The organism is Streptomyces sp. NPDC058683, assembly GCF_042716195.1.
Classification (GTDB): domain Bacteria; phylum Actinomycetota; class Actinomycetes; order Streptomycetales; family Streptomycetaceae; genus Streptomyces.
This window is the reverse complement of the sequence record NZ_JBHXSK010000007.1, coordinates 174,322-193,092: the sequence shown is the minus strand read 5'-3', so window position 1 is coordinate 193,092 and position 18,771 is coordinate 174,322. Positions and strand designations below refer to the sequence as shown.

Annotated in this window: 18 protein-coding genes; 6 read left to right on the top strand and 12 right to left on the bottom strand. The window is 72.2% G+C overall.

The window, feature by feature from the left end; all coding sequences use genetic code 11:
* Positions 1–31 precede the first annotated feature (31 nt).
* Together ACFWXC_RS10050 and ACFWXC_RS10045 are read left to right on the top strand one after the other, a co-directional pair.
* The gene (locus ACFWXC_RS10050; protein ID WP_384475966.1) at positions 32–1,045 is read left to right on the top strand and encodes a DUF6801 domain-containing protein; all 1,014 of its coding nucleotides are present in this window, start codon (positions 32–34) and stop codon (positions 1,043–1,045) included.
* Positions 1,038–3,083, top strand: coding sequence for an NACHT domain-containing protein (locus tag ACFWXC_RS10045; protein ID WP_384475963.1), 2,046 nt, complete (start codon positions 1,038–1,040; stop codon positions 3,081–3,083). Before ACFWXC_RS10050 ends, ACFWXC_RS10045 begins: the two co-directional genes overlap by 8 nt.
* A 7-nt stretch (positions 3,084–3,090) precedes the next feature.
* Here ACFWXC_RS10045 and ACFWXC_RS10040 read toward each other — a convergent pair whose 3' ends face one another.
* Positions 3,091–3,585 (bottom strand): GbsR/MarR family transcriptional regulator, encoded by a 495-nt coding sequence (locus ACFWXC_RS10040; RefSeq protein WP_384475960.1) that lies wholly within the window; start codon positions 3,583–3,585, stop codon positions 3,091–3,093.
* 83 nt (positions 3,586–3,668) lie between these two features.
* On the opposite strand from ACFWXC_RS10040, the gene ACFWXC_RS10035 reads away from it, so the two are divergent.
* The 4 genes from ACFWXC_RS10035 to ACFWXC_RS10020 all read left to right on the top strand — a co-directional run bounded on the left by ACFWXC_RS10035 (position 3,669) and on the right by ACFWXC_RS10020 (position 7,011).
* Positions 3,669–4,565, top strand: a complete 897-nt coding sequence (locus ACFWXC_RS10035; RefSeq protein WP_384475957.1) for an ATP-binding cassette domain-containing protein — start codon at positions 3,669–3,671, stop codon at positions 4,563–4,565.
* The gene (locus ACFWXC_RS10030; RefSeq protein WP_384475954.1) at positions 4,562–6,130 is read left to right on the top strand and encodes an ABC transporter permease; all 1,569 of its coding nucleotides are present in this window, start codon (positions 4,562–4,564) and stop codon (positions 6,128–6,130) included. The genes ACFWXC_RS10035 and ACFWXC_RS10030 overlap by 4 nt, the downstream gene beginning before the upstream one ends.
* A gap of 48 nt (positions 6,131–6,178) precedes the next feature.
* Positions 6,179–6,397, top strand: a complete 219-nt coding sequence (locus ACFWXC_RS10025; RefSeq protein WP_384475951.1) for a hypothetical protein — start codon at positions 6,179–6,181, stop codon at positions 6,395–6,397.
* Between the two features lie 158 nt (positions 6,398–6,555).
* Complete coding sequence (locus ACFWXC_RS10020; protein WP_384475948.1) at positions 6,556–7,011, top strand: hypothetical protein; 456 nt, start codon at positions 6,556–6,558, stop codon at positions 7,009–7,011.
* Here the strand turns inward: ACFWXC_RS10020 and ACFWXC_RS10015 are convergent.
* From ACFWXC_RS10015 to ACFWXC_RS09965, 11 genes are all read right to left on the bottom strand, one after another.
* Positions 6,997–8,208: a cytochrome P450 gene (locus tag ACFWXC_RS10015; protein WP_384475945.1), complete on the bottom strand. Its 1,212-nt coding sequence runs from the start codon at positions 8,206–8,208 to the stop codon at positions 6,997–6,999. The two genes, ACFWXC_RS10020 and ACFWXC_RS10015, sit on opposite strands and share 15 nt — an antisense overlap.
* A gap of 52 nt (positions 8,209–8,260) precedes the next feature.
* Positions 8,261–8,731: an RICIN domain-containing protein gene (locus ACFWXC_RS10010; protein WP_384475943.1), complete on the bottom strand. Its 471-nt coding sequence runs from the start codon at positions 8,729–8,731 to the stop codon at positions 8,261–8,263.
* Between the two features lie 137 nt (positions 8,732–8,868).
* Positions 8,869–9,666, bottom strand: coding sequence for an MHYT domain-containing protein (locus tag ACFWXC_RS10005; protein WP_384475940.1), 798 nt, complete (start codon positions 9,664–9,666; stop codon positions 8,869–8,871).
* 271 nt (positions 9,667–9,937) lie between these two features.
* Positions 9,938–10,603: a response regulator gene (locus ACFWXC_RS10000; RefSeq protein WP_384475937.1), complete on the bottom strand. Its 666-nt coding sequence runs from the start codon at positions 10,601–10,603 to the stop codon at positions 9,938–9,940.
* Positions 10,600–11,964 (bottom strand): sensor histidine kinase, encoded by a 1,365-nt coding sequence (locus tag ACFWXC_RS09995; protein ID WP_384475934.1) that lies wholly within the window; start codon positions 11,962–11,964, stop codon positions 10,600–10,602. The genes ACFWXC_RS10000 and ACFWXC_RS09995 overlap by 4 nt, the downstream gene beginning before the upstream one ends.
* Before the next feature lie 152 nt (positions 11,965–12,116).
* Entirely contained in the window at positions 12,117–12,803 is a 687-nt protein-coding gene (locus ACFWXC_RS09990; RefSeq protein WP_384475931.1) for a response regulator, read from the bottom strand.
* Positions 12,800–14,200: a sensor histidine kinase gene (locus ACFWXC_RS09985; RefSeq protein ID WP_384475928.1), complete on the bottom strand. Its 1,401-nt coding sequence runs from the start codon at positions 14,198–14,200 to the stop codon at positions 12,800–12,802. Before ACFWXC_RS09985 ends, ACFWXC_RS09990 begins: the two co-directional genes overlap by 4 nt.
* A gap of 116 nt (positions 14,201–14,316) precedes the next feature.
* Positions 14,317–15,342, bottom strand: coding sequence for an alpha/beta hydrolase (locus ACFWXC_RS09980; RefSeq protein WP_384476137.1), 1,026 nt, complete (start codon positions 15,340–15,342; stop codon positions 14,317–14,319).
* Positions 15,343–15,669: 327 nt separating this feature from the next.
* On the bottom strand, positions 15,670–16,545 hold the full coding sequence (locus ACFWXC_RS09975) for an alpha/beta hydrolase (RefSeq protein WP_384475925.1): 876 nt from the start codon (positions 16,543–16,545) through the stop codon (positions 15,670–15,672).
* 192 nt (positions 16,546–16,737) lie between these two features.
* Positions 16,738–17,919 (bottom strand): kynureninase, encoded by a 1,182-nt coding sequence (gene kynU / locus ACFWXC_RS09970; protein ID WP_384475922.1) that lies wholly within the window; start codon positions 17,917–17,919, stop codon positions 16,738–16,740.
* Positions 17,912–18,757, bottom strand: coding sequence for a tryptophan 2,3-dioxygenase family protein (locus ACFWXC_RS09965; RefSeq protein ID WP_384475919.1), 846 nt, complete (start codon positions 18,755–18,757; stop codon positions 17,912–17,914). Before ACFWXC_RS09965 ends, kynU begins: the two co-directional genes overlap by 8 nt.
* Positions 18,758–18,771 lie beyond the last annotated feature (14 nt).

The following is an 18,771-nucleotide window of genomic DNA, read 5'->3' as shown; positions in this document are numbered from 1 at the left end:
CGCCCCGCGTCCACGTCCCTAAGGTGCATGCATGTCAGGTGGATTACGAGCGGGACGTACGGTCGCCGCATTAGCCGGACGTACGGTCGCCGCATCGGCCGCCTGTGTCGTCCTCGTCGTCACCCCCGGGACCGCGAGCGCGGCACCCGCTCCCCGCACCTTCCAGTACACCTGCGCGTTCGGCGCCATCAGCGGCCAGCCGATGACGGCGTCGGTCGTGTGGGACGACTCGGACACCCACGTGGTCGGCCGGCCCACCCCCCGGCTGCCGATGACCGCGTCGGCGACGGTCGGGGCGCTCATCCCGCAGACGCTGCGGGTGGCCGGCGCGACGAGCATCGAGGGCACGGCGAAGGTGACCGCCGTGGTGGCCGCGCCGCAGGGGAACGTCCCCGTCACCGTACCGATGGACGTGCCCGTGACCCAGATCCCGTCCTCCGGGTCCATGACGGTCCCGGCGAACGGGACCGCGCCGTCGCTGACGTTCACCGAGGCGGGCACCGCGGACATCGTCGTCGGCGCGATCGACATGAGCATCACGCCGAGGCAGGCGGACGGCAGCAAGACCCTGCTGGGCACGGTGAACGCGTCGTGCAGCGCGGACTCGGGGCAGGACAAGGTTCTGTCGTCGTTCCGGATCCTGCCCAGGACGCAGCGGCAGCCGTCGCCCACGGCGTCGGGGGCGGGGGCAGGGGGCGGGGACCGTGGCTCCGGATCGGGGTCGGGGTCCGGGGCCGGGTCCGGCTCGGCGGCGGAGGGTCAGGGGAGAGGTCAGGGGACCTCGGGGACTCATCCGGGCACCTCCCGCAGCCCCGACCCGACCGGCTCGGTCACCGCGAGCGGTACGGCGTCTGCGTCGGCGTCGGCCGCCTCCGGCGGTGCGCCAACCTTCGCCGCGCCCAAGGCCGACTCCGACCTGCACAGCAGCGCGCAGGACCGTACGGCTTTCCCGGTCCCGCTGCGCGCGGCGGCCGGCGTGCTGGTCGTGGCACTGGCCGCGGTGGGCAGCGCGGTGTGGTTCCGGCGGCGGGGTGACGATGGCTGAGGAGGCGCCGGGCGGGGAGGAGCAGGCACCGCACGTCATCAATGCGCAGCAGAGCGGCAGCGGAACGCAGGTCGTCGCCAAGTCCATCAACGTGGTGAACATCGGCACCGGCAGGCCGGCGCAGGACGAACTGGCCGCGAGCGTCCTGCTGCGCCGACGGGACGAGCAGGCGCAGCTCGGCATCCGGGACGGCCGACGGCTGCACGTCCGCTGGACGCCCCCTGACGACGGGGAGTTGGCGACGGAGGATCCGGAACTCGTCTGGGGAGACAGGACCAGGAAGAAGAACCTGACCGGCCGGCTGGACCAGATCGCCGAGGTCTACGAGCGGATCCCGACCGGCCGTCTGGTGGTGCTGGGCAAGGCCGGTTCGGGCAAGAGCGTGCTGGGCACGCAGTTCGTCCTGCAGTGGCTGGCGAAACGCCCCGCCGGTGCGGCCGTCGCGGAGATCTTCAGTCTCGGTTCGTGGAACCCCGGCGAGGTCGGGCTGACCCGCTGGCTGAGTGACCAGTTGAGCCGTGACCGGCCCTGGCTGGCCACCGTCCCCTCCGACGGGGGGATGACTCTGGCCGAGAGACTGGTGAGCGCGGAACTGATCCTGCCCGTCCTGGACGGATTCGACGAGATCCCCGAGGGCCTCCGCGACGACGCACGGGAGAAACTCTCCACCACATGGCTGCGGTACGTCCTCACCAGCCGCTACGACGAGTACAAGGAAGCGGTCGAGGGCACCACGGGGCTGGAGCGCGCCGCCGTCGTCGTGCTGGCCGACCTCCCCCCTGACGACTCGGTGACGTATCTGCGGCGCACCAGTCCCCAGGCCGCCAGATCCGGCTGGGACCCCGTGCTGGCCGACATGGACGCCAACCCCGACGGCCCGCTGCGCCAGGCGCTCTCCACACCGCTGATGGTCGCCCTGGCCGCGGCCGTCCACGGCGGGCGCGGCACCAGCGGCCCGGACGCGCTGCTGGACGCCGCGGAGTTCCCGACCCCGGACCGTCTTGAGCGGCACCTTCTCGCCGCGTTCCTCCCCTCGGTGTACCGGCGCCCGGCGCAGGCGCGGCGCGCACAACGCTGGCTCACCTACCTCGCCCACGACCTCAAGCAGCGCGAGACCCCGACCCCCAACCTGGCCTGGTGGGAACTGGGCACCACGCTGCCGCTGCGGCAGCGGACCGCCGTGATCGCGTTCCTCTCCGGGCTGTCCTTCGCCGTCGTCACCGCGATCGGCAACATCCCCGTCGACCTGGTCGCCACCTCGCACGGGCTCGGCTTCGCGGTCCGGCGCGGGCTGGTCGTCGGGTCCCTGCACGGGCTGCTGCTCGGAGTGGCGTTCGGCTTCATCTACCACCGGGCGAGCGGCAACGACCTGCTGAAACCGTCACCGATCGAGATCACGCTCCGCCGTGACGCCCAACGGCAGCTGGGGGAGAAGCTGTCGAGCAGAATCACCATCGGTTCACTGGTCGCTCTGGCGGGCGCGGTCGCCATCGTCGCCGTCGACCGCTCCGTCGTGCCCTGGCTCGGACTCGACGACGGGCTCGGCGGCGGGCTGGTGTCCGCGGCCCAGTTCCCGCTCATCGTGGGTCTCGGGACCGGGCTGGTGCTCGGCATCACGGCCTGGCTGGAGACGACGGTCGACGCGGACAAGTCCATGAGCTGCGTGGACCTGCTGCGGATGAACCGCAGGAACGTCCACGCCCACATCCTCGTCTGGGCACTCGTGTTCGGCTTCATCGCCTGGTTCGGGGGCAGCTTCACCGAGACCCCGCTCCGCAGCATCCAGCTGGGCCTCGTCTTCGGCATCGAGGGGGCGTTCGCCGGCGGCCTCGGGTACGGGCTCTGCCTGACCGCGTGGGGGCAGTGGGTCGCGCTGGCCCGTGTCTGGCTGCCGCTGACGGGCCGACTGCCCTGGCGGCTGGTCACGTTCCTGGAGGACGCGTGCGACCGAAGGGTGCTGAGGCGGGCGGGGGCGGTGTACCAGTTCCGGCACGGGCGGTTGCAGGAGCAGCTGACGGCACCCGACGAAGGACCCTGAGGGCGCTTCAGTCCCGCCCGAAGAGCTCGTCCCGGTGCACCCGCCACCGCTCCATCATCGCCGCGATCTCCCCGTCCACGAACTCGAAGAACGCGAGCGTCTCGGCCATCCGCCGCCCCGCCGGGGTGTCGGCGCCGAGGCTGCTCACGCCGTCCCGCAGCGCGCCCTCCCACCGCTTGATCACGGCCTCGCGGTTGGTGAGGGCCTCGTACCACTGGTTGCTGTGCACCCGGTACCGCTCCCGCCGGGAGCCCGGCTCCCGTTCGCGCGCGACCATGTGCTGCTGGGCCAGGTAGCGCACCCCGCCGGACACCGCCGCCGGACTGACCTGCAACTGCTCCCCCAGTTCCGCCGCGGTCAGGGTGCCCGAGTCGGAGGACAGCAGGGCCGCGAAGATCCGGGCCGGCATGCGCTGCATCCCGGCCTCCACCAGCTGCGCCGCGAAGCTCTCCACGAACTTCGAGACGGCCTCCTGATCGCGCCCCACCGCATCCGTAGTCATGGTCACCAGCCTATCGGGGCTTCACTCACTTTCTACGCTTCCTTAACTTCACAAGTTTCTGAAGACAGCGTACGTTCTGAACCATGACGAAGGCAATCACGGTCGCCGGGCTGCACAAGTCCTTCGGCCGCACCCAGGCCCTGGACGGCCTCGACCTGGACGTCGAGGCCGGCGAGGTGCACGGCTTCCTCGGCCCCAACGGCGCCGGGAAGTCCACGACCATCCGGGTCCTGCTCGGCCTGCTGCGCCCCGACTCCGGCGCCGCGCAGATCCTCGGCCGCGATCCCTGGAAGGACGCCGTGGCGGTGCACCGCCAGATCGCCTACGTCCCCGGAGACGTGACCCTGTGGCGCAACCTCTCGGGCGGCGAGGTCATCGACCTCTACGGCCGGTTGCGCGGCGGCCTCGATCCGCGTCGCCGGGCCGAGCTGCTCGACCGCTTCGAGCTGGACCCCACCAAGAAGGGCCGCACCTACTCCAAGGGCAACCGCCAGAAGGTCGCCCTGGTCGCCGCGTTCGCCTCGGACGTGGACCTGCTGATCCTGGACGAGCCGACCTCCGGCCTGGACCCCCTGATGGAGGAGGTCTTCCAGCGCTGCGTGGAGGAGGAGCGCGACCGAGGCCGGACGATCCTGCTCTCCTCCCACATCCTGAGCGAGGTCGAGGAACTCTGCGACCGCGTCAGCATCATCCGGGGCGGCCGTACCGTCGAGTCCGGTTCACTGGCCGACCTGCGCCATCTCACCCGCACCAGCGTGACCGCCGAACTCGCCGGACCCCCCAACGGGTTGGCCCGCCTCCCCGGCGTGCACGACCTCGACGTCCAGGGCCACCGCGTCCGCCTCCAGGTCGACTCCGACCACCTCACCGCCGTCCTGCGCTCGCTGACCGAGACCGGCGTACGCTCCCTGACCTCCACCCCGCCCACCCTGGAGGAACTCTTCCTGCGCCACTACCAGGACGAGGCGGCCGTCCGATGACCACGCTCACGGGCACCGGCACCCTGCTGCGCTTCGCGCTGCGCCGCGACCGCCTGACGACCCCGGTCTGGATCGCGGTGAACGCGCTGACGGTCCTCTCCATGCCGAACACCCTGAAGAACCTGTACGGCACGGAGTCCGAACGCGCCGATCTCGTCCGCCAGTTGGGGACCAACGCGTCCTTCCGGGCCCTGATCGGCCCGCTCTACGACACCTCGCTCGGCGGTCTGACGGCATGGCGGGTGGGCGTGTACGCCGGTGTCCTCGCGGCCGTGACCAGCCTGCTGATCGTCGTACGGCACACCCGTGAAGAGGAGGAGTCCGGCCGCGCGGAGCTGCTGGCCTCCGGCGCGGTGGGCCGCCGGGCGTCGCTGACGGCGGCCCTGCTGGCGGCGGCCGTGGCGAACGGGGTGCTGGCCCTGCTGATCACGGCGGGCCTGGCGGCACAGGGGACCGCCGGGGCACTGGCCTTCGGGCTCGGACTGGCCGCGACCGGCATGGTCTTCGCGACGGCGGCGGCGATCGTGGCGCAGCTGACCGAGAGCGCGCGGCTGGCGCGGGGTCTGACGTCGGCGGCCCTGGGCGCGGCCTTCGTGCTCCGTGCGGCGGGCGACTCGGCGAGCGGTGACGGCTCGTCCCCGCTGACCTGGCTGTCGCCGCTCGGCTGGCTGGAGAATCTCCGCCCCTTCGCCGCCGAACGCTGGTGGGTGCTGTCGCTCTTCACGGCCGCGGTGCTCGCGCAGGCCGCGGTGGCGTACGTCCTGGCCGGCCGCCGTGACCTGGGGATGAGCTTCTTCCCCACCCGCCCGGGCCCGGCCGCCGGCCGCCTCGGCTCCGCCGCCGCGCTCGCCTGGCGGCTCCAGCGGGGCGGGGTGCTCGGCTGGTCGCTCGGCTTCTTCCTGGCGGGGATCGTCTTCGGCGGACTGGCGGACGGGGCCGCCGACCTCGTCGGCGACAACGCCAACGCCCGGGAGATCTTCGAGCGGATGGGCGGCCAGAGCGGGGTCACCGACGCGTTCCTCGCCTCGATGGTCGGGATCATGGGGCTGATCGCCGCGCTGTACGTCGTGGCGTCGGTCCTCCGGCTGAACGGCGAGGAGACCGCGGGCCGCGCCGAACCCCTGCTGGCCTGCGCGGTGGGCCGGCTGCGCTGGGCGGCCGGGCATCTGACGATCGCGTTCGGCGGCTCGGCCCTGATCATGCTGCTGGCGGGCCTGGGCTTCGCGGTCGGCTACGGCAAGGAGGTGGGCCCGGTCCTGGGCGCCTGCCTGGTGCAGCTCCCGGCGGTCTGGGTGATCGGCGCCCTGGCGCTGCTGCTGTACGGGGTCGCGCCCCGGCTGGCCCCGGCGGCCTGGGCAGTGGCGGTGGCGGTGCTGCTGATCGGCTGGGTGGGCCCGGCCCTGAACGCCCCCCGACCGGTCCTGGACCTCTCCCCCTTCGGCCACCTGCCGAAGCTGCCGGGCGGGGAGATGGCCTGGGGACCGGTCCTGGTCCTCACCGGGCTGGCGGCGGTGCTGGCGGCCGGCGGGCTCGCGAGGTTGCGCAGACGAGACCTGACGACCTGACGACCCGTACTGGGAACCTCGCCCGGCCCGCACACGTCCCTCCCTGACATGGGACAACGTATGCAGGCCGCGGCGGGCTGCCTGACCGCGGCCGTCGGCGCCGGTGCGGGACTCGCGGTGTGGGCCGTCGACTTCCGGCACCGGTTCTCGCGCTTCGAACAGGCCCCGGACTGGAGCGTGCTCTACGCCGAACTGCCGCTGGCGGTCCTCGGCGGGATCGCCCTGTCCCTCTGTGTCTGGGCCCTGGCCCGGCGCATCGGCCGCTGAGAAGCCTGCATGGTGCAACCATTTTCCGGCCCGCCGTGTCTTCCTCCACATCGTTGATCCGGACGATCCGGAGGGGAGTCACATGGCACGGCAGCCGGCGGAGCGCGGAGGGACGGAGACAGCGGCGGATACGCCGGGCGGCCGTGTCCGGTGCCTGCGTGGCCGGTCTCGCGGCCGGCGCGGGACTCCTCGTCCAGGGCTACGCCGCCCGTATCCCCTGGTGGATCATCTGGCCGTTCACCGCACTGTGTGCCGGCTTCGCCGCGTGGGCGGGGGCCCGGACAGGCCGTGAGAACAGGATCCGCAAGGAGACGCCGGAACCCGGCGAAGCCCTGCTGAGCACCTACACCGTGAAGCCCCCGTTCACCCCGGCGCGCCGGCCGACGCCCTACGAGAACGCCCCCTACCAGCTGCGGCTGACCACCCGGAACCTGCAACTCTGGGAGCAGGCCGACCTGCTGTGGACCTACCCCTGGAACGGCCTGCGGCTGCTGGTCGACGGGCCCCGGCTGCGCATCTTCCACCAGGGCCGGGAGGCCGGCCTCCTCCAGCTGGAGCACCCGGGCGCGGTCCAGGAAGTCCTGCGCGCGGCACGCCGCCTAGGAGCCGGCTGACGTCACCCGCAGGCCCTCCAGCCCTCTGATGACGAAGTTGGGCTTGCGTTGCGGCTCTTCCGCGAGGCTCAGCTTCGGGGCCTTCTCCAGCAGGGCCGTCATGGAGGCCGCCAGCTCGATACGGGCCAGTGGTGCGCCGATGCAGTAGTGGATGCCGGCACTGAAGGAGATGTGGGGGTTCTCGCTGCGGGTCAGGTCGAGTTCCCCGGGGTGGTGGAACACCTCAGGGTCGTGGTTGGCGGAGCCGAAGAGCATCGCGATCTCCGCGCCTCGCGGAATCGTCGTGCCGTCGATCTCGATCTCGTCCAGCACCCAGCGTTCGAAGAGCTGGAGCGGGGTGTCGTAGCGCATCAACTCCTCCACGGCGGTGGGGACCAGGGAGTGGTCGGCGCGGAGGGCGGCGAGCTGGGCGGGGTTGCGGAAGAGGGCGTACCAGCCGTTGACCGTGGCGTTGACGGTCGCCTCGTGGCCGGCGTTGAGGAGCAGGACGGCCGTGGAGATCATCTCCTGCTCGGTGAGCCGGTCGCCCTCGTCGTGGGCCTCGATGAGCCCCGAGATGAGATCCTCGCCGGGCTCGTCGCGCCGCTCGGCGATCAGCTCCCGCAGATAGTCGGAGAACTCCACCGAGGCCCGGACCGCCCGCGCCGCCGTCTCCTGCGAGGGGTTCAGCTCGTACATTCCGCAGATGTCCGCCGACCAGGGCCGCAGCGGGGCCCGGTCGGCCTCCGGGATGCCCAGCATCTCGGCGATGACGGCGACCGGGAGCGGTTCGGCGACGTCGGCGAGCAGGTCGCCGCCGCCCTGGTGGACCAGGTCGTCGACGAGTTCGCCGGCGAGCTTGGCCACGTACGGTTTGAGCCGCTCGACGGTGCGCGGGGTGAACGCCTTCGACACCAGGCGGCGGATGCGGGTGTGGTCCGGGGGTTCGAGGTCGAGCATGCCGTGGTCGTTGAGCGTGTGGAACGGCTCGTGCTCCGGCGGCGGTGCGGTCCGCCCGAAGTCCTCGTGGGTGAACCGGTGCTGGTACGCCCGCCCCAGCCGCCGGTCCCGCAGCAGCGCCGAGACGTCGGCGTGGTGCGGGACCAGCCACTGGTCGGTGGGCTCGTAGTACTGCACCCGGCCCCGGGAGCGGAGCTCGGCGTAGGAGGGGTACGGGTCGGCGAGGAAGTCCGGGTCCCAGGGGTCGAAGGCTGCCATGGACGGACGTTAGACCGCCGGTCCCCCTCCTGACCAGGGGTGTCTCACGGGCTTACGGGTTGGGCAGGGTCCACCACTGCCAGGTGTTGGAGCCGCAGTTGCGGACGTTGATCCCCGCGTGCTCGCGCTGGTCGCCGTTGTTCTGGATGCTCAGGCACTGGCTGTTGACGTCCGAGCGCAGCCAGCTGCCGTCCTTGTACCAGCGCTGGTTGGCCAGGCCGTGGCAGTCGCCGACGACCTGGGCCGCGGCGTTGACCTCGCCGTTCTTCACGTCGAGACAGTGCTGCTCGGCGCCGTTGACGAGCTTCTTGCCCGACCAGTACCAGAGCTGGTTGCCGGTGCCGGCGTTGCAGGTCTGCACCTCGACGTTGTCGCCGTTGGAGGCCAGGCACTTGCCGTTCAGCTGCGTGGTGATCTGGAAGTACTGCGGCACCGCGGTCGCCTGGACGGGCAGGGCGGTGACGAGGAGGGGGACAGCGGTCAGCGCGAGCGCGGTCAGGCCGCGCTCCAGGAGCTTGATCATGTCTCTTGATGTAGCCCGATCGGGTCCCCCGCCAACAGGCTCCGAGCAGGGGCTTCACCCGACTGGCGGATCGGTTTCACCGGCCCCGAGGTGATCGTTGCGGGGGCCACCGAGTGTGCCGAGGAGGCGTGCGGACGTCAGGACATGAGACGCCGGGTCGTCACGGGTTCCGGGCGGTCGGTGGGCTGCTGGTCGGACTGGCCGCCCACCACCTCGGGGTCGAACATGACGATCGCCCCGGCCAGGACCAGGGCCGCGACCGGACCGGCCAGCATGACCAGGAGGAAGGACAGCAGGCTCGTCGAGGACTGGCCGCCCGTCTCCATCTGCGGGATGTGGACGCTCACCGCGGCCATGCCGGTGTAGTGCATGGCCGACACCGCCGCGCCCATCACCAGGCTGGCCGCGACGGTCGCCCACACCGCGCTGATCGACACCGCCGCCCAGAGCGCGGCGGTCGCGGCGAGCACGGCGATCAGTACGGAGAGGACGACGACCGTGGTGTCGTAGTGCACGGTGCCGCCGGTGTGCATCGCGGTCATGCCGAGGTAGTGCATCGCCGCCACCCCGAGACCGGTGACGACGCCCGCCGCGCCCAGGGTGACGGGGCCCGAGCCCCGGTAGCCGACCAGGAAGACGCCGACGGCGACCACCGCGATGGCGACGAGGAGACTCAGCACCGTCCGGCCGGCGTCGTAACTCACCAGGGCGCCGTCCACGCTGAAGCCGATCATCGCGATGAAGTGCATGGTCCAGATGCCGCAGCCGAGGGAGACCGCCCCCAGGGCGAGCCAGCCCAGCCGCCTCTGGCCCCGCCCGCGGCCTATCGATCGGGTCGTGCAGCGCAGGGCCAGCACGGCACCCAGACATGCCATCAGATACGCGACTATCGGGGTGATCAGGCCATAGTGGAACTCGGACACGTCAGCGGTCATCGCGGGCAACTTTCTTCACGCGAAACGGGGGCGCCGGCACCTCCCGCCGGAGGTAGCGGGAGGGATGCGAAAGAGTGGGGAGTGAAGGGGGGAGAGAAGAAGGGGAATCAACAGGGCGACTGAAACAAGCCATCTGGCCGATTCCTTCACTATTCAAACACAACACGAGCACACTGTTTCCACAGCTGTACAGCTCGCGACCGAATCGCAACAACGATCGTGCTTATGGCATGTGCCCCCAGTTCGGCCCCCAGCCCGCGCCTTTCGGCCGCTAGCCCGGTGTCACCAGGCGTGCCTCGTAGGCGAAGACCGCCGCCTGGGTCCGGTCGCGCAGGCCCAGCTTGACCAGGATGCGGCTGACATGGGTCTTGATCGTGGACTCGGCCACCACCAGGCGTTCGGCCATCTCCGCGTTCGAGAGGCCCTGGGCGATGAGGACCAGGACCTCCGTCTCACGGTCGGTGAGGTCGCCGTAGGCCGCATGGGCCGTGGGCATCAGACGCGGGGTGCCGGAGAGTCTGGAGAACTCCGTGATCAGGCGTTTGGTCACCGACGGGGCGAGGAGGGCCTCGCCCGCCGCCACCACCCGCACGCCCTCCGCCAGTTGACGGGCCGAGGCGTCCTTGAGGAGGAAGCCGGAGGCTCCGGCACGCAGGGCCTGGTAGACGTACTCGTCCAGGTCGAAGGTCGTCAGGACCAGGACCTTGGCCGTGCTGTCGACGGCCACGATCTCCCTCGTCGCCTCGATGCCGTTCAGTTCGGGCATCCGGATGTCCATCAGGACCACGTCGGGGGCGAGTTCACTGACGCGGTCCACCGCCTCACGGCCGTTGACCGCCTCGCCGACGACCTCGATGTCCGGCATCGCGTTCAGCAGGACCGAGAAGCCCTCGCGCACCATCATCTGGTCGTCCGCGATCAGTACGCGGATGGTCATGCATCACCTTCGGTAAGGGTGACGGCCGGCAGGAAGACCGTCACCTCGTAGCCTCCCTCGGCCGTCGGGGCCGCTGTCATCTCGCCGTTCAGCATCGACACACGCTCGCGCATGCCCGTGATGCCGTGACCGGCGCCGGGAGAGGGTTTGAGGAGGGCGGGCCGGGGCGGGGGGCCGTTGACTATGCGCAGCCCCAGTCCGCCGATCACGTATCCGATCTCCACCCGGGCGGGCGCACCCGGCGCGTGGCGCAGGGTGTTGCTGAGAGCCTCCTGGACGATGCGGTACGCCGACAGCTCCACGCCCTGCGGGAGTTCACGGACCGCGCCGGTCACCCCCTTGTCGACGGTCAGGCCCGCCTCCCGCACATTGGCGAGCAGCGCGTCCAGGTCGGCGAGGGTGGGCTGCGGGGCGTCCGGGGCCTCGTAGTCCTCGGCACGGACCACGCCCAGGACCCGGCGCAGCTCGGTGAGCGCCGCCACCGCGTTCTCCCGGATCGTGACGAACGCCTTCTCCAGCTCGGGCGGCGGGTTCTCCACCCGGTACGGGGCGGCTTCCGCCTGGATGGCGACGACGGACATGTGATGGGCCACCACGTCGTGCAGTTCACGGGCGATCGTCGTGCGCTCTTCGAGGAGCGTGCGCCGGGAACGCTCGTGTGCCGTCTCCGACTGCTGCGCGGTCACCGTCTGCTCGGCCTCCCGGCGGATCTGCCGGACGGAGACCGTCAGCAGGGCTATCGCGGAGACGACCAGCATCGGGCCGACGTCGTTGGTGTAGTGGCTGCCGCCGAGGACCGAGACGAACGTGAAACCGTAGAACGCGGTGATCGCCCACATCCAGGCCGCCGTGCGCGGCCGGGTGCGGACCGCGACGACCGTGAGCACCACCAGGTGGGAGATGAAGTTGCCCATCGTCCACGGCCAGTCGTCCCAGGACCTGTCCAGCAGGGTGCCGGCCCAGCTCGCGACGAGCGACAGCCAGAAGGCGGCGACCGGACGCGCCAGCGTCAGCAGCACGGGGGCCAGGACGACCAGGCCGGCCAGCAGGGCCCCGGCCGATCCCGGCGAGCGGTCCGTGACGGTCGCCAGCAGCGCCACCACGCCGGCCGCGGCCACCGCGAGATGCGGGGTCCAGACCGCGTACTCCCGCATGCGGGAGGACAGGCGGCGGATGCGCGGGCCGTCACTGCTCAGCGGGGGCAACGGCCGGTAGGCGAAGGCATCCTGGAACAGGTCCTGCCGCAGCCTGCGCAGGGCGTCCAGCACCGCCCGGATCTCCGGGCTGCGCGGCTTGTACGGCTCGAACGCGCCGTCCGGTGGCTCCGATGGCATCGTGTGCGTCTGGGTCGTCTCGGTCACGTACACGACGGTATGCGGCGGCCGGGGTCACCGTCGTCACCAGTGAGTCGGTCCTTCGGCGTCCCCCTCAGGTACTACGGGGGTCCACCGAGGGTCCGCCACAAGGCTCCGCCCAGAGCGTCACCACGAGGCTCCGGGCCGTCTCCGGGCCGTCAGTATCCCGACGGCCGTACCAGCCCCGACTCGTACGCGAACACCGCCGCCTGGGTCCGGTCGCGCAGGCCCAGCTTCACCAGGATGCGGCCCACATGCGTCTTCACGGTCTGCTCGGCGACGACCAGCCGCTCGGCGATCTCCGCGTTCGACAGCCCCTGCGCGATCAGCGAGAGGACCTCTGTCTCCCGCTCGGTCAGATCGCCGACGCGCGTCTTCAGCGGGGCGCGCACCCCGCCACCGTCCAGCTGGGAGAACTGGGCGATCAGCCGGCGGGTGACGCCGGGCGCGAGCAGCGCGTCGCCGGCCGCCACCACCCGGACCGCCTCGGCGAGCTTGTCCGCGGACGCGTCCTTGAGCAGGAACCCGGACGCCCCGGCCCGCAACGCCTCGTACACGTACTCGTCCAGGTCGAAGGTGGTCAGCACCAGCACCTTGATGTCCGGGCGTTCGCCGACGATCCGGCGGGTGGCCTCGATGCCGCCGAGCTCGGGCATGCGGATGTCCATGAGGACCACGTCCGGGACGAGTTCGGCGACCTTCACCACCGCGTCCAGTCCGTCCACCGCCTGGCCGACCACCTCGATGCCGGGCTGGGCGTTCAGCAGCACGGTGAAGCCCTGCCGGACCATCTGCTGGTCGTCGGCGATGACCACGCGGATGGCGCTGCCCTTGCTGCTCGTCATGCACGGCCGTCCTTCGAATCGAGGGCAGGGATGGTGCCAGTGTGCCCGGTGGCACCGGGCGGGGTGCCGGGGGTGCGGCGGGGTGCCGGGCCCTCATCGGTACCGGCGGCCGGGAGCCGTGCGAAGACCTGGTAGCCGCCGTCCGGCCGGGATTCCGCCGTCAGCGCGCCTCCCAGCATCGCCGCCCGCTCCCGCATGCCGAGCAGTCCGTGCCCGGCACCCGGCGACGGCGGAGCGGGCCGGGTCGGCCGGGTGTTGCGGACCCCCACCAGCAGCCCGTACGCCATGTACTCGATCTCGACGTGGGCGGTGGCCCCCGGCGCGTGCCGCAGGACGTTGCTCAGCGCCTCCTGCACGATCCGGTACGCCGACAGCTCCACGCCCGGCGGCAGCGGGCGGCGGTCGCCGACGATCCGCGCGGTGACGGCCAGACCGGCCGCCCTGGTGTTCTCGACCAGCGCGTCCAGCCGGTCCAGCGTGGGCTGCGGGCTGTGCGGGACGACACCGGCATCGCCGGGCGCGTCCTCGTCGGGGCTCTCCGAGCGCAGGACGCCCAGGACCCTGCGCAGTTCGGTCAGCGCCTCCAGGGCGTTGTGCCGGATGCCGTCGAGGTTCTCACGCAGCTCGTCCGACGGGTTCTCCACCAGGTGGGGGGCGACCTGGGCCTGGATGGAGATGACCGACATGTGGTGGGCGACCACGTCGTGCAGTTCGCGCGCGATCCGGCTGCGCTCCTCCAGCAGGGTGCGCCGGGCCCGCTCCTCGGCGGTCAGCGTGGACTGGTGACTGAGCTCCGCGCGTGCCTCGCGGCGGCCGCGCAGGGCCGCGCCGAACGGGACGACCAGCGCGGACAGGGCGATGGTCACCACCGTGGTGGACACGTGCGGCCGCGCGCCCAGCTGTCCCTCCAGGAAGAGGGTGACGAGCGCGGTCAGCACCAGCGCCTCGACGGCCACCCGGAACCGGACCCGCAGCGAGAGGAGCAGCAGGACCAGCAACTGCGCGATGATCCCGGACGCCGGCCACGGCCAGGTGAAGCGCATTCCCGGGGGCGTGTCCAGCCGGTCGAGCAGCGTCACCGCGCCCACCGCCATGCCGCCCGTCGACAGCCACCACGCCGGGATCGGACGCCACATGGCGAGGACGATTGCGCCGCCCTGCGCGAGCGCGAGCAGGAAGGCACCGCCGAAGCCCAGCCGCCCGTGGTCCTGCAGCTCGGCCAGGCCGCCGAACGTGATGCCGACCGCCGTCAGCCACAACACCCCGTGCGGCAGCCAGCGCAGCCACACCGAGGGGGGCAGGGGGTCCGCCCGGACGGTCCACAGGTCGTCGCGCAGGATCCGCAGCCCGAGCAGGACGCGGTCCGCGAACACCCGCCGGCTCCCCGTTTCCGTCACGTCGGCAAGCCTAGACACGGAGGGCTCCGATCGGTGCCGGCCGACCGGACGAGCGGTGGGTTCCGACGCTGCGGTGGGCGAGATGACGTACGCGGTTCGGGAGGCGGGGCGGCGGCTCAGGCACGGGTGACCTCCGTGGGATCGCCGAGGACGATCCGGGCCAGGTTGGCCAGGGAGACCGAGCCCGGGGTGAAGTAGTCGCTGTGGCCGCCGGGGCCCGCCGCGAAGACACGGGCGCCGAAGGCCGGGGACACCGGGTCGGCACCGAAGCCGACGGTCGTGCCGAAGAGGCCGGCGTCCAGGTGCGGGACGTCGGCTATCCAGTCGTCGGCGCCCCGGGCCGCCCAGACGCGCGCGGACGTGTGCAGGGCCGCGGCCGAGTCGGCACCGGTGCCGGGGCTGCCGACCAGGGCGATGTCGGTGACGCCGAGGCCGGTGAGGGTGGGGGCAGTGCGGGCGCAGACCACCGTGCCGTAGGAGTGGCACAGGAGGGAGACGGCGGCCGGTCCGGGGGCGGTGAGGGTGTGGAGTTCGCGGATGAACGCGCGCAGCCGCGGGGCCGCTTGGCCGGCCCGGCCCGGGGTGAGGACCGTGGTGCTGATCGTGGCGGGGGTCCGGTAGCCGAGCCAGGCCACGACCGCGGTCCGGGTACGCGGGTGGTCGCGGGCGAGGCGTCGGTGGAGGGACTCGGCCGCGGCGTGGAAGCGGGCGTAGGTGTCGAGGGTGGTGTCCGAGCCGGGGACGAGGACGGCGACGCGGGTGGCGTGCGCCAAGTCGCCGAAGACCTCGGTGGCCTGGCCGGTGCCTCGGGCGTCGAAGTGCAGGAGGTGGCGGGAGGGGGACGCGAGGGCACGGTCGGCCGCGGCGCGGGAGAGGTCGCCGTGGGCGGCGGCCATGCGGGCGGCCTCGGCGGCGTTCTCGCGGTTGGCCCGGTAGGCGGTGGTGACGGCGGCCGGGGTGAGCGGTGCGGGGAGGGCGGCCGGGAGCGGGGCGGGGATCCGGGACGGGGTGGCCGCGGAGAGGGGGAGGGCCACGGCCGCGGTGAGGAGGGCGACGAGCGCGGTACGGAACAGCCTCTGGCGCAACCCCCCGCGCCCTCGAACAGACCCCTCCCGCTCCCCGGTCGCCCCCGTCGGCGCCATCGCCCCCGTCTCCGTCGCCTCCGCCGCCCCCGTCGGCCCAATGACCTCCGTCGGCCCAATCGCCTCCGTCGCCCCCGCCGCCCCCGTCGCCCCCGTCATGGTCGGCCCCTCCCCGTTCAGTTCGCCCGGCCGTCGGACTTGTCTGATCGGGAAATTACGGAACGGGCGATGTCGTTCGCGTCCCGCCAGAGAACTCACCTGGCAGGTAGCTCTCAGGTATTACGGGTATGTGGGGGGCGGCTCAGGGGCAGGTCGTCACGAGACCGGCCGGGTTCACCAGGCCGGTTGGGTGCACCAGGCCAGGCGGGTTCACCAGGCCAGTCGGGATCACCAGGCCAGTTGGGCGATCTCCTCCGCCACCACCGCGCACGCGTCCGCCGCCGGGTCGATCAGCGGGAAGTGGCCGACGTCCTCCAGCAGCGTCAGCCCCACCACCTCGCCCGCCTTCGCCGCCGCCTCCGCGTAGGACTCGGCGACCGCCTGCGGGACGACGTCGTCCGCGCGGCCCTGGACCAGGGTGGTCGCGATCCCGGTGGGGAGCAGCAGCGCCGGGTCGGCATAGCGCTGCCGGTCGGTGAACCGGTCGCCGCCACCGAGGAGTTGGAGCGCCGCGTGACCGCAGACCTCCAGCTTCTCCGCCACCGCGAAGTCCGCGATCGGGGCCAGGGCCACCACGCCCCGCAGCGGCGCCGCGCCGGACGTGCGCCACGCGGCGTCCGCCGGGAGGACGTGCCGCGCCGCCGCCCACAGCGCCAGGTGGCCGCCGGCCGAGTGGCCGGTGAGGACCGTGCGGCGCAGGTCCGCCTGGGGCAGCGCCTCGCGGGCCAGCGCGGGCAGCGCGTCCAGCGCCGCCGCGATGTCGTCGAAGGTGTCCGGCCAGCGGCCGGCCACCGGGCCCGAGCCGCCCTGCCCGGGAAGCGTCGCACCGCGCCGGTACTCGACGTTGGCCACCGCGAAGCCGCGCCGGGCCAGGAAGTCGGCGAAGGGGGTGAGGTGGCCGCGGTCGTACGGTGCCCGCCACGCGCCTCCGTGCAGGACCACGACCAGCGGGGCCACGGTCTCGTCACCGCGCGGGAGGTAGAAGTCGATCACCTGGTCGGGGTGGTCGCCGTAGGCCGCCGTGACGTCGGGCTCGACGTGCGGGTGCGAGAAGGCCGACTCCTCCTCGGCTGCGGCCCGTTCTGCTGCGGCGTCGTCCGGCATGCTCCAACCTCTCAGCGACGTAATGAATTTGGCGGACCAGGTGGGGAATTCGGCCGTTGGCCGGGACGGTATCAGGCCGGTGACGTGCGGCGACACGTGGATGTCACGCACGGTGAGGATTACACGGTTCTGTACCGTCCCGGCCTTTCCCAACCGGGTCGTCGTGTCCCTATGTCGACTCGCCGCAGGGTGCTACACGGCCTCCGCCAGCACCCGCGCCGCCCGTTCCGCGTCCGCGAAACCGACGTACAGCGGAGTGAAGCCGAAGCGGAGGACGTCGGGGTGCCGGAAGTCCCCGACCACCCCCCGCTCGATCAGCCGTTTCATCACGTCCCCGGCGTCCGGGCAGCGCAGCGCGATCTGGCTGCCGCGCTCCTCGTGCGCCACCGGGGTCACGCACTCGACGCGGCCCGCCGGCAGGTACGCCTCGACGCACTCCAGGAAGAAGTCCGTCAGGGCCAGGGACTTGGCGCGTACGGCGGCCACCTGCACCTCGTCCCAGACCTCCAGCGCCGCCTCCAGGGCCAGCATGGAGAGGATGTCCGGGGTGCCGACGCGGCCGCGCACCGCGCCCGGGGCCGGGGCGTAGGCCGGGCTCATGCCGAACGGCTCGGCGTGCGAGTTCCAGCCGGGCAGCGGCGAGTCGAAGCGGTCCTGGAGGTCGCGGCGGACGTACAGGTACGCCGGTGATCCCGGGCCGCCGTTCAGGTACTTGTAGGTGCAGCCGACCGCCAGGTCGACCCCGTGCTCGTCGAGGCCGACCGGCAGCGCACCCGCGCTGTGGCACAGGTCCCAGACGGCCACGGCCCCGGCCGCGTGGATCGCGGCGGTGAGGGACGGCAGGTCGTGCAGCCGGCCCGTGCGGTAGTCGACGTGGTTGAGCAGGACGGCGGCCGTACGGTCGCTCAGCGCGGTGCGCACGTCCGCCGGTGCCACCGGCCGCAGCGTACGGCCGGTGAGCCGGGCCGCCGACTCGGCGATGTAGCCGTCGGTGGGGAAGGTGGTCGCGTCGACCAGGATCTCGGTGCGCCCTTCCCCCGCGAGCCGCACCGCGCCCACAAGTGCCTTGAAGACGTTGACACTTGTCGAGTCGCCGACCACGATCTGGCCGGCCGCGGCGCCGACCAGCGGGGCGATCCGGTCGCCGATCCGCTCCGGCGCCGTCCACCAGCCGCTCTCGTCCCAGGACCGGATGCGCAGTTCGCCCCACTGCCGCCGGACCACGTCCTCGACCCGGCCGGGGACGTGCGCGGGCAGGGCGCCCAGCGAATTGCCGTCGAGGTAGATGACTTCGTCGAGGACGAAGCGGGAGCGCACCCCGGCAAGCTCGTCCGCCGCGTCCAGTTTCTCCGCCCGCAGGGCCAGTTCAGACATGGGACCTCGCCGTCCACAGCTCCGGGAACACGTTCTTGCGGGCGCGCTTCTCCAGCCAGGCGACCCCGGCCGAGCCGCCGGTGCCGGGCTTGGCGCCCATGGCGCGGCGGGTGGCGACCAGGTGGTCGTTGCGCCAGCGCCAGACCAGTTCGGCCACGTCGGTCAGCGCCTCGCCGAGCCGGGCGAGCTCGGCGTCCCCGTCGCCCGAGTAGACGTCGGCCCAGGCGGCCTCGACGGCGTCCGAGGCGTCGTACCGCACGGACACGTCACGGTGCAGCACCGCGTCCGGGACCGGGTGTCCGCGGCGCGCGAGGAGCCGTACCACCTCGTCGTACAGGCTCGGCTCGTGCAGGGCCTTCTCCAGTTCCGCGTGGACGCGGGGGGCGCCGCGGTGCGGGACGAGCATGGACGCGGACTTCTCGCCGAGCAGGAACTCCATCCGCCGGTACATCGCCGACTGGAAGCCGGAGCCCTCGCCGAGGGCGGAGCGGTAGGAGTTGAACTGGGCGGGGGTGAGCTGGCCGAGCGGTTTCCAGGAGGCGTTCAGCGCCTCCAGTTCCCGGGTGGACCGTTTGAGCGCGGCGATCGCGGTGGGGAGGTCGTCGGCGCGCAGGGCGGCCGCCGCGGTCTCCCACTCGTGGACGATGACGGTGAACCACAGCTCCATGACCTGGGTCGTGACCAGGAAGACCATCTCTCCGGGATCGTCGGAGAGGGTGTGCTGGAGGTGGGTGAGCACGTCCGCCTTGACGTAGTCCTCGTACGGCGTCGTGCCCGCGAAGTCGAGATGCGGGGTCTCGGGCTCCGAAGCCTCGTGGGGCTGAGCCTGAAGGGACATCGCTGTCTCCTGTT

Bases quoted from the DNA above. Each gene is read 5' to 3' on its own strand.
- ACFWXC_RS10050 (WP_384475966.1), top strand. From the start codon at position 32: ATGTCAGGTGGATTACGAGCGGGACGTACGGTCGCCGCATTAGCCGGA.
- ACFWXC_RS10045 (WP_384475963.1), top strand. From the start codon at position 1,038: ATGGCTGAGGAGGCGCCGGGCGGGGAGGAGCAGGCACCGCACGTCATC.
- ACFWXC_RS10040 (WP_384475960.1), bottom strand. From the start codon at position 3,585: ATGACTACGGATGCGGTGGGGCGCGATCAGGAGGCCGTCTCGAAGTTC.
- ACFWXC_RS10035 (WP_384475957.1), top strand. From the start codon at position 3,669: ATGACGAAGGCAATCACGGTCGCCGGGCTGCACAAGTCCTTCGGCCGC.
- ACFWXC_RS10030 (WP_384475954.1), top strand. From the start codon at position 4,562: ATGACCACGCTCACGGGCACCGGCACCCTGCTGCGCTTCGCGCTGCGC.
- ACFWXC_RS10025 (WP_384475951.1), top strand. From the start codon at position 6,179: ATGGGACAACGTATGCAGGCCGCGGCGGGCTGCCTGACCGCGGCCGTC.
- ACFWXC_RS10015 (WP_384475945.1), bottom strand. From the start codon at position 8,208: ATGGCAGCCTTCGACCCCTGGGACCCGGACTTCCTCGCCGACCCGTAC.
- ACFWXC_RS10010 (WP_384475943.1), bottom strand. From the start codon at position 8,731: ATGATCAAGCTCCTGGAGCGCGGCCTGACCGCGCTCGCGCTGACCGCT.
- ACFWXC_RS10005 (WP_384475940.1), bottom strand. From the start codon at position 9,666: ATGACCGCTGACGTGTCCGAGTTCCACTATGGCCTGATCACCCCGATA.
- ACFWXC_RS10000 (WP_384475937.1), bottom strand. From the start codon at position 10,603: ATGACCATCCGCGTACTGATCGCGGACGACCAGATGATGGTGCGCGAG.
- ACFWXC_RS09990 (WP_384475931.1), bottom strand. From the start codon at position 12,803: ATGACGAGCAGCAAGGGCAGCGCCATCCGCGTGGTCATCGCCGACGAC.
- ACFWXC_RS09980 (WP_384476137.1), bottom strand. From the start codon at position 15,342: ATGGCGCCGACGGGGGCGACCGGGGAGCGGGAGGGGTCTGTTCGAGGG.
- ACFWXC_RS09975 (WP_384475925.1), bottom strand. From the start codon at position 16,545: ATGCCGGACGACGCCGCAGCAGAACGGGCCGCAGCCGAGGAGGAGTCG.
- kynU (WP_384475922.1), bottom strand. From the start codon at position 17,919: ATGTCTGAACTGGCCCTGCGGGCGGAGAAACTGGACGCGGCGGACGAG.
- ACFWXC_RS09965 (WP_384475919.1), bottom strand. From the start codon at position 18,757: ATGTCCCTTCAGGCTCAGCCCCACGAGGCTTCGGAGCCCGAGACCCCG.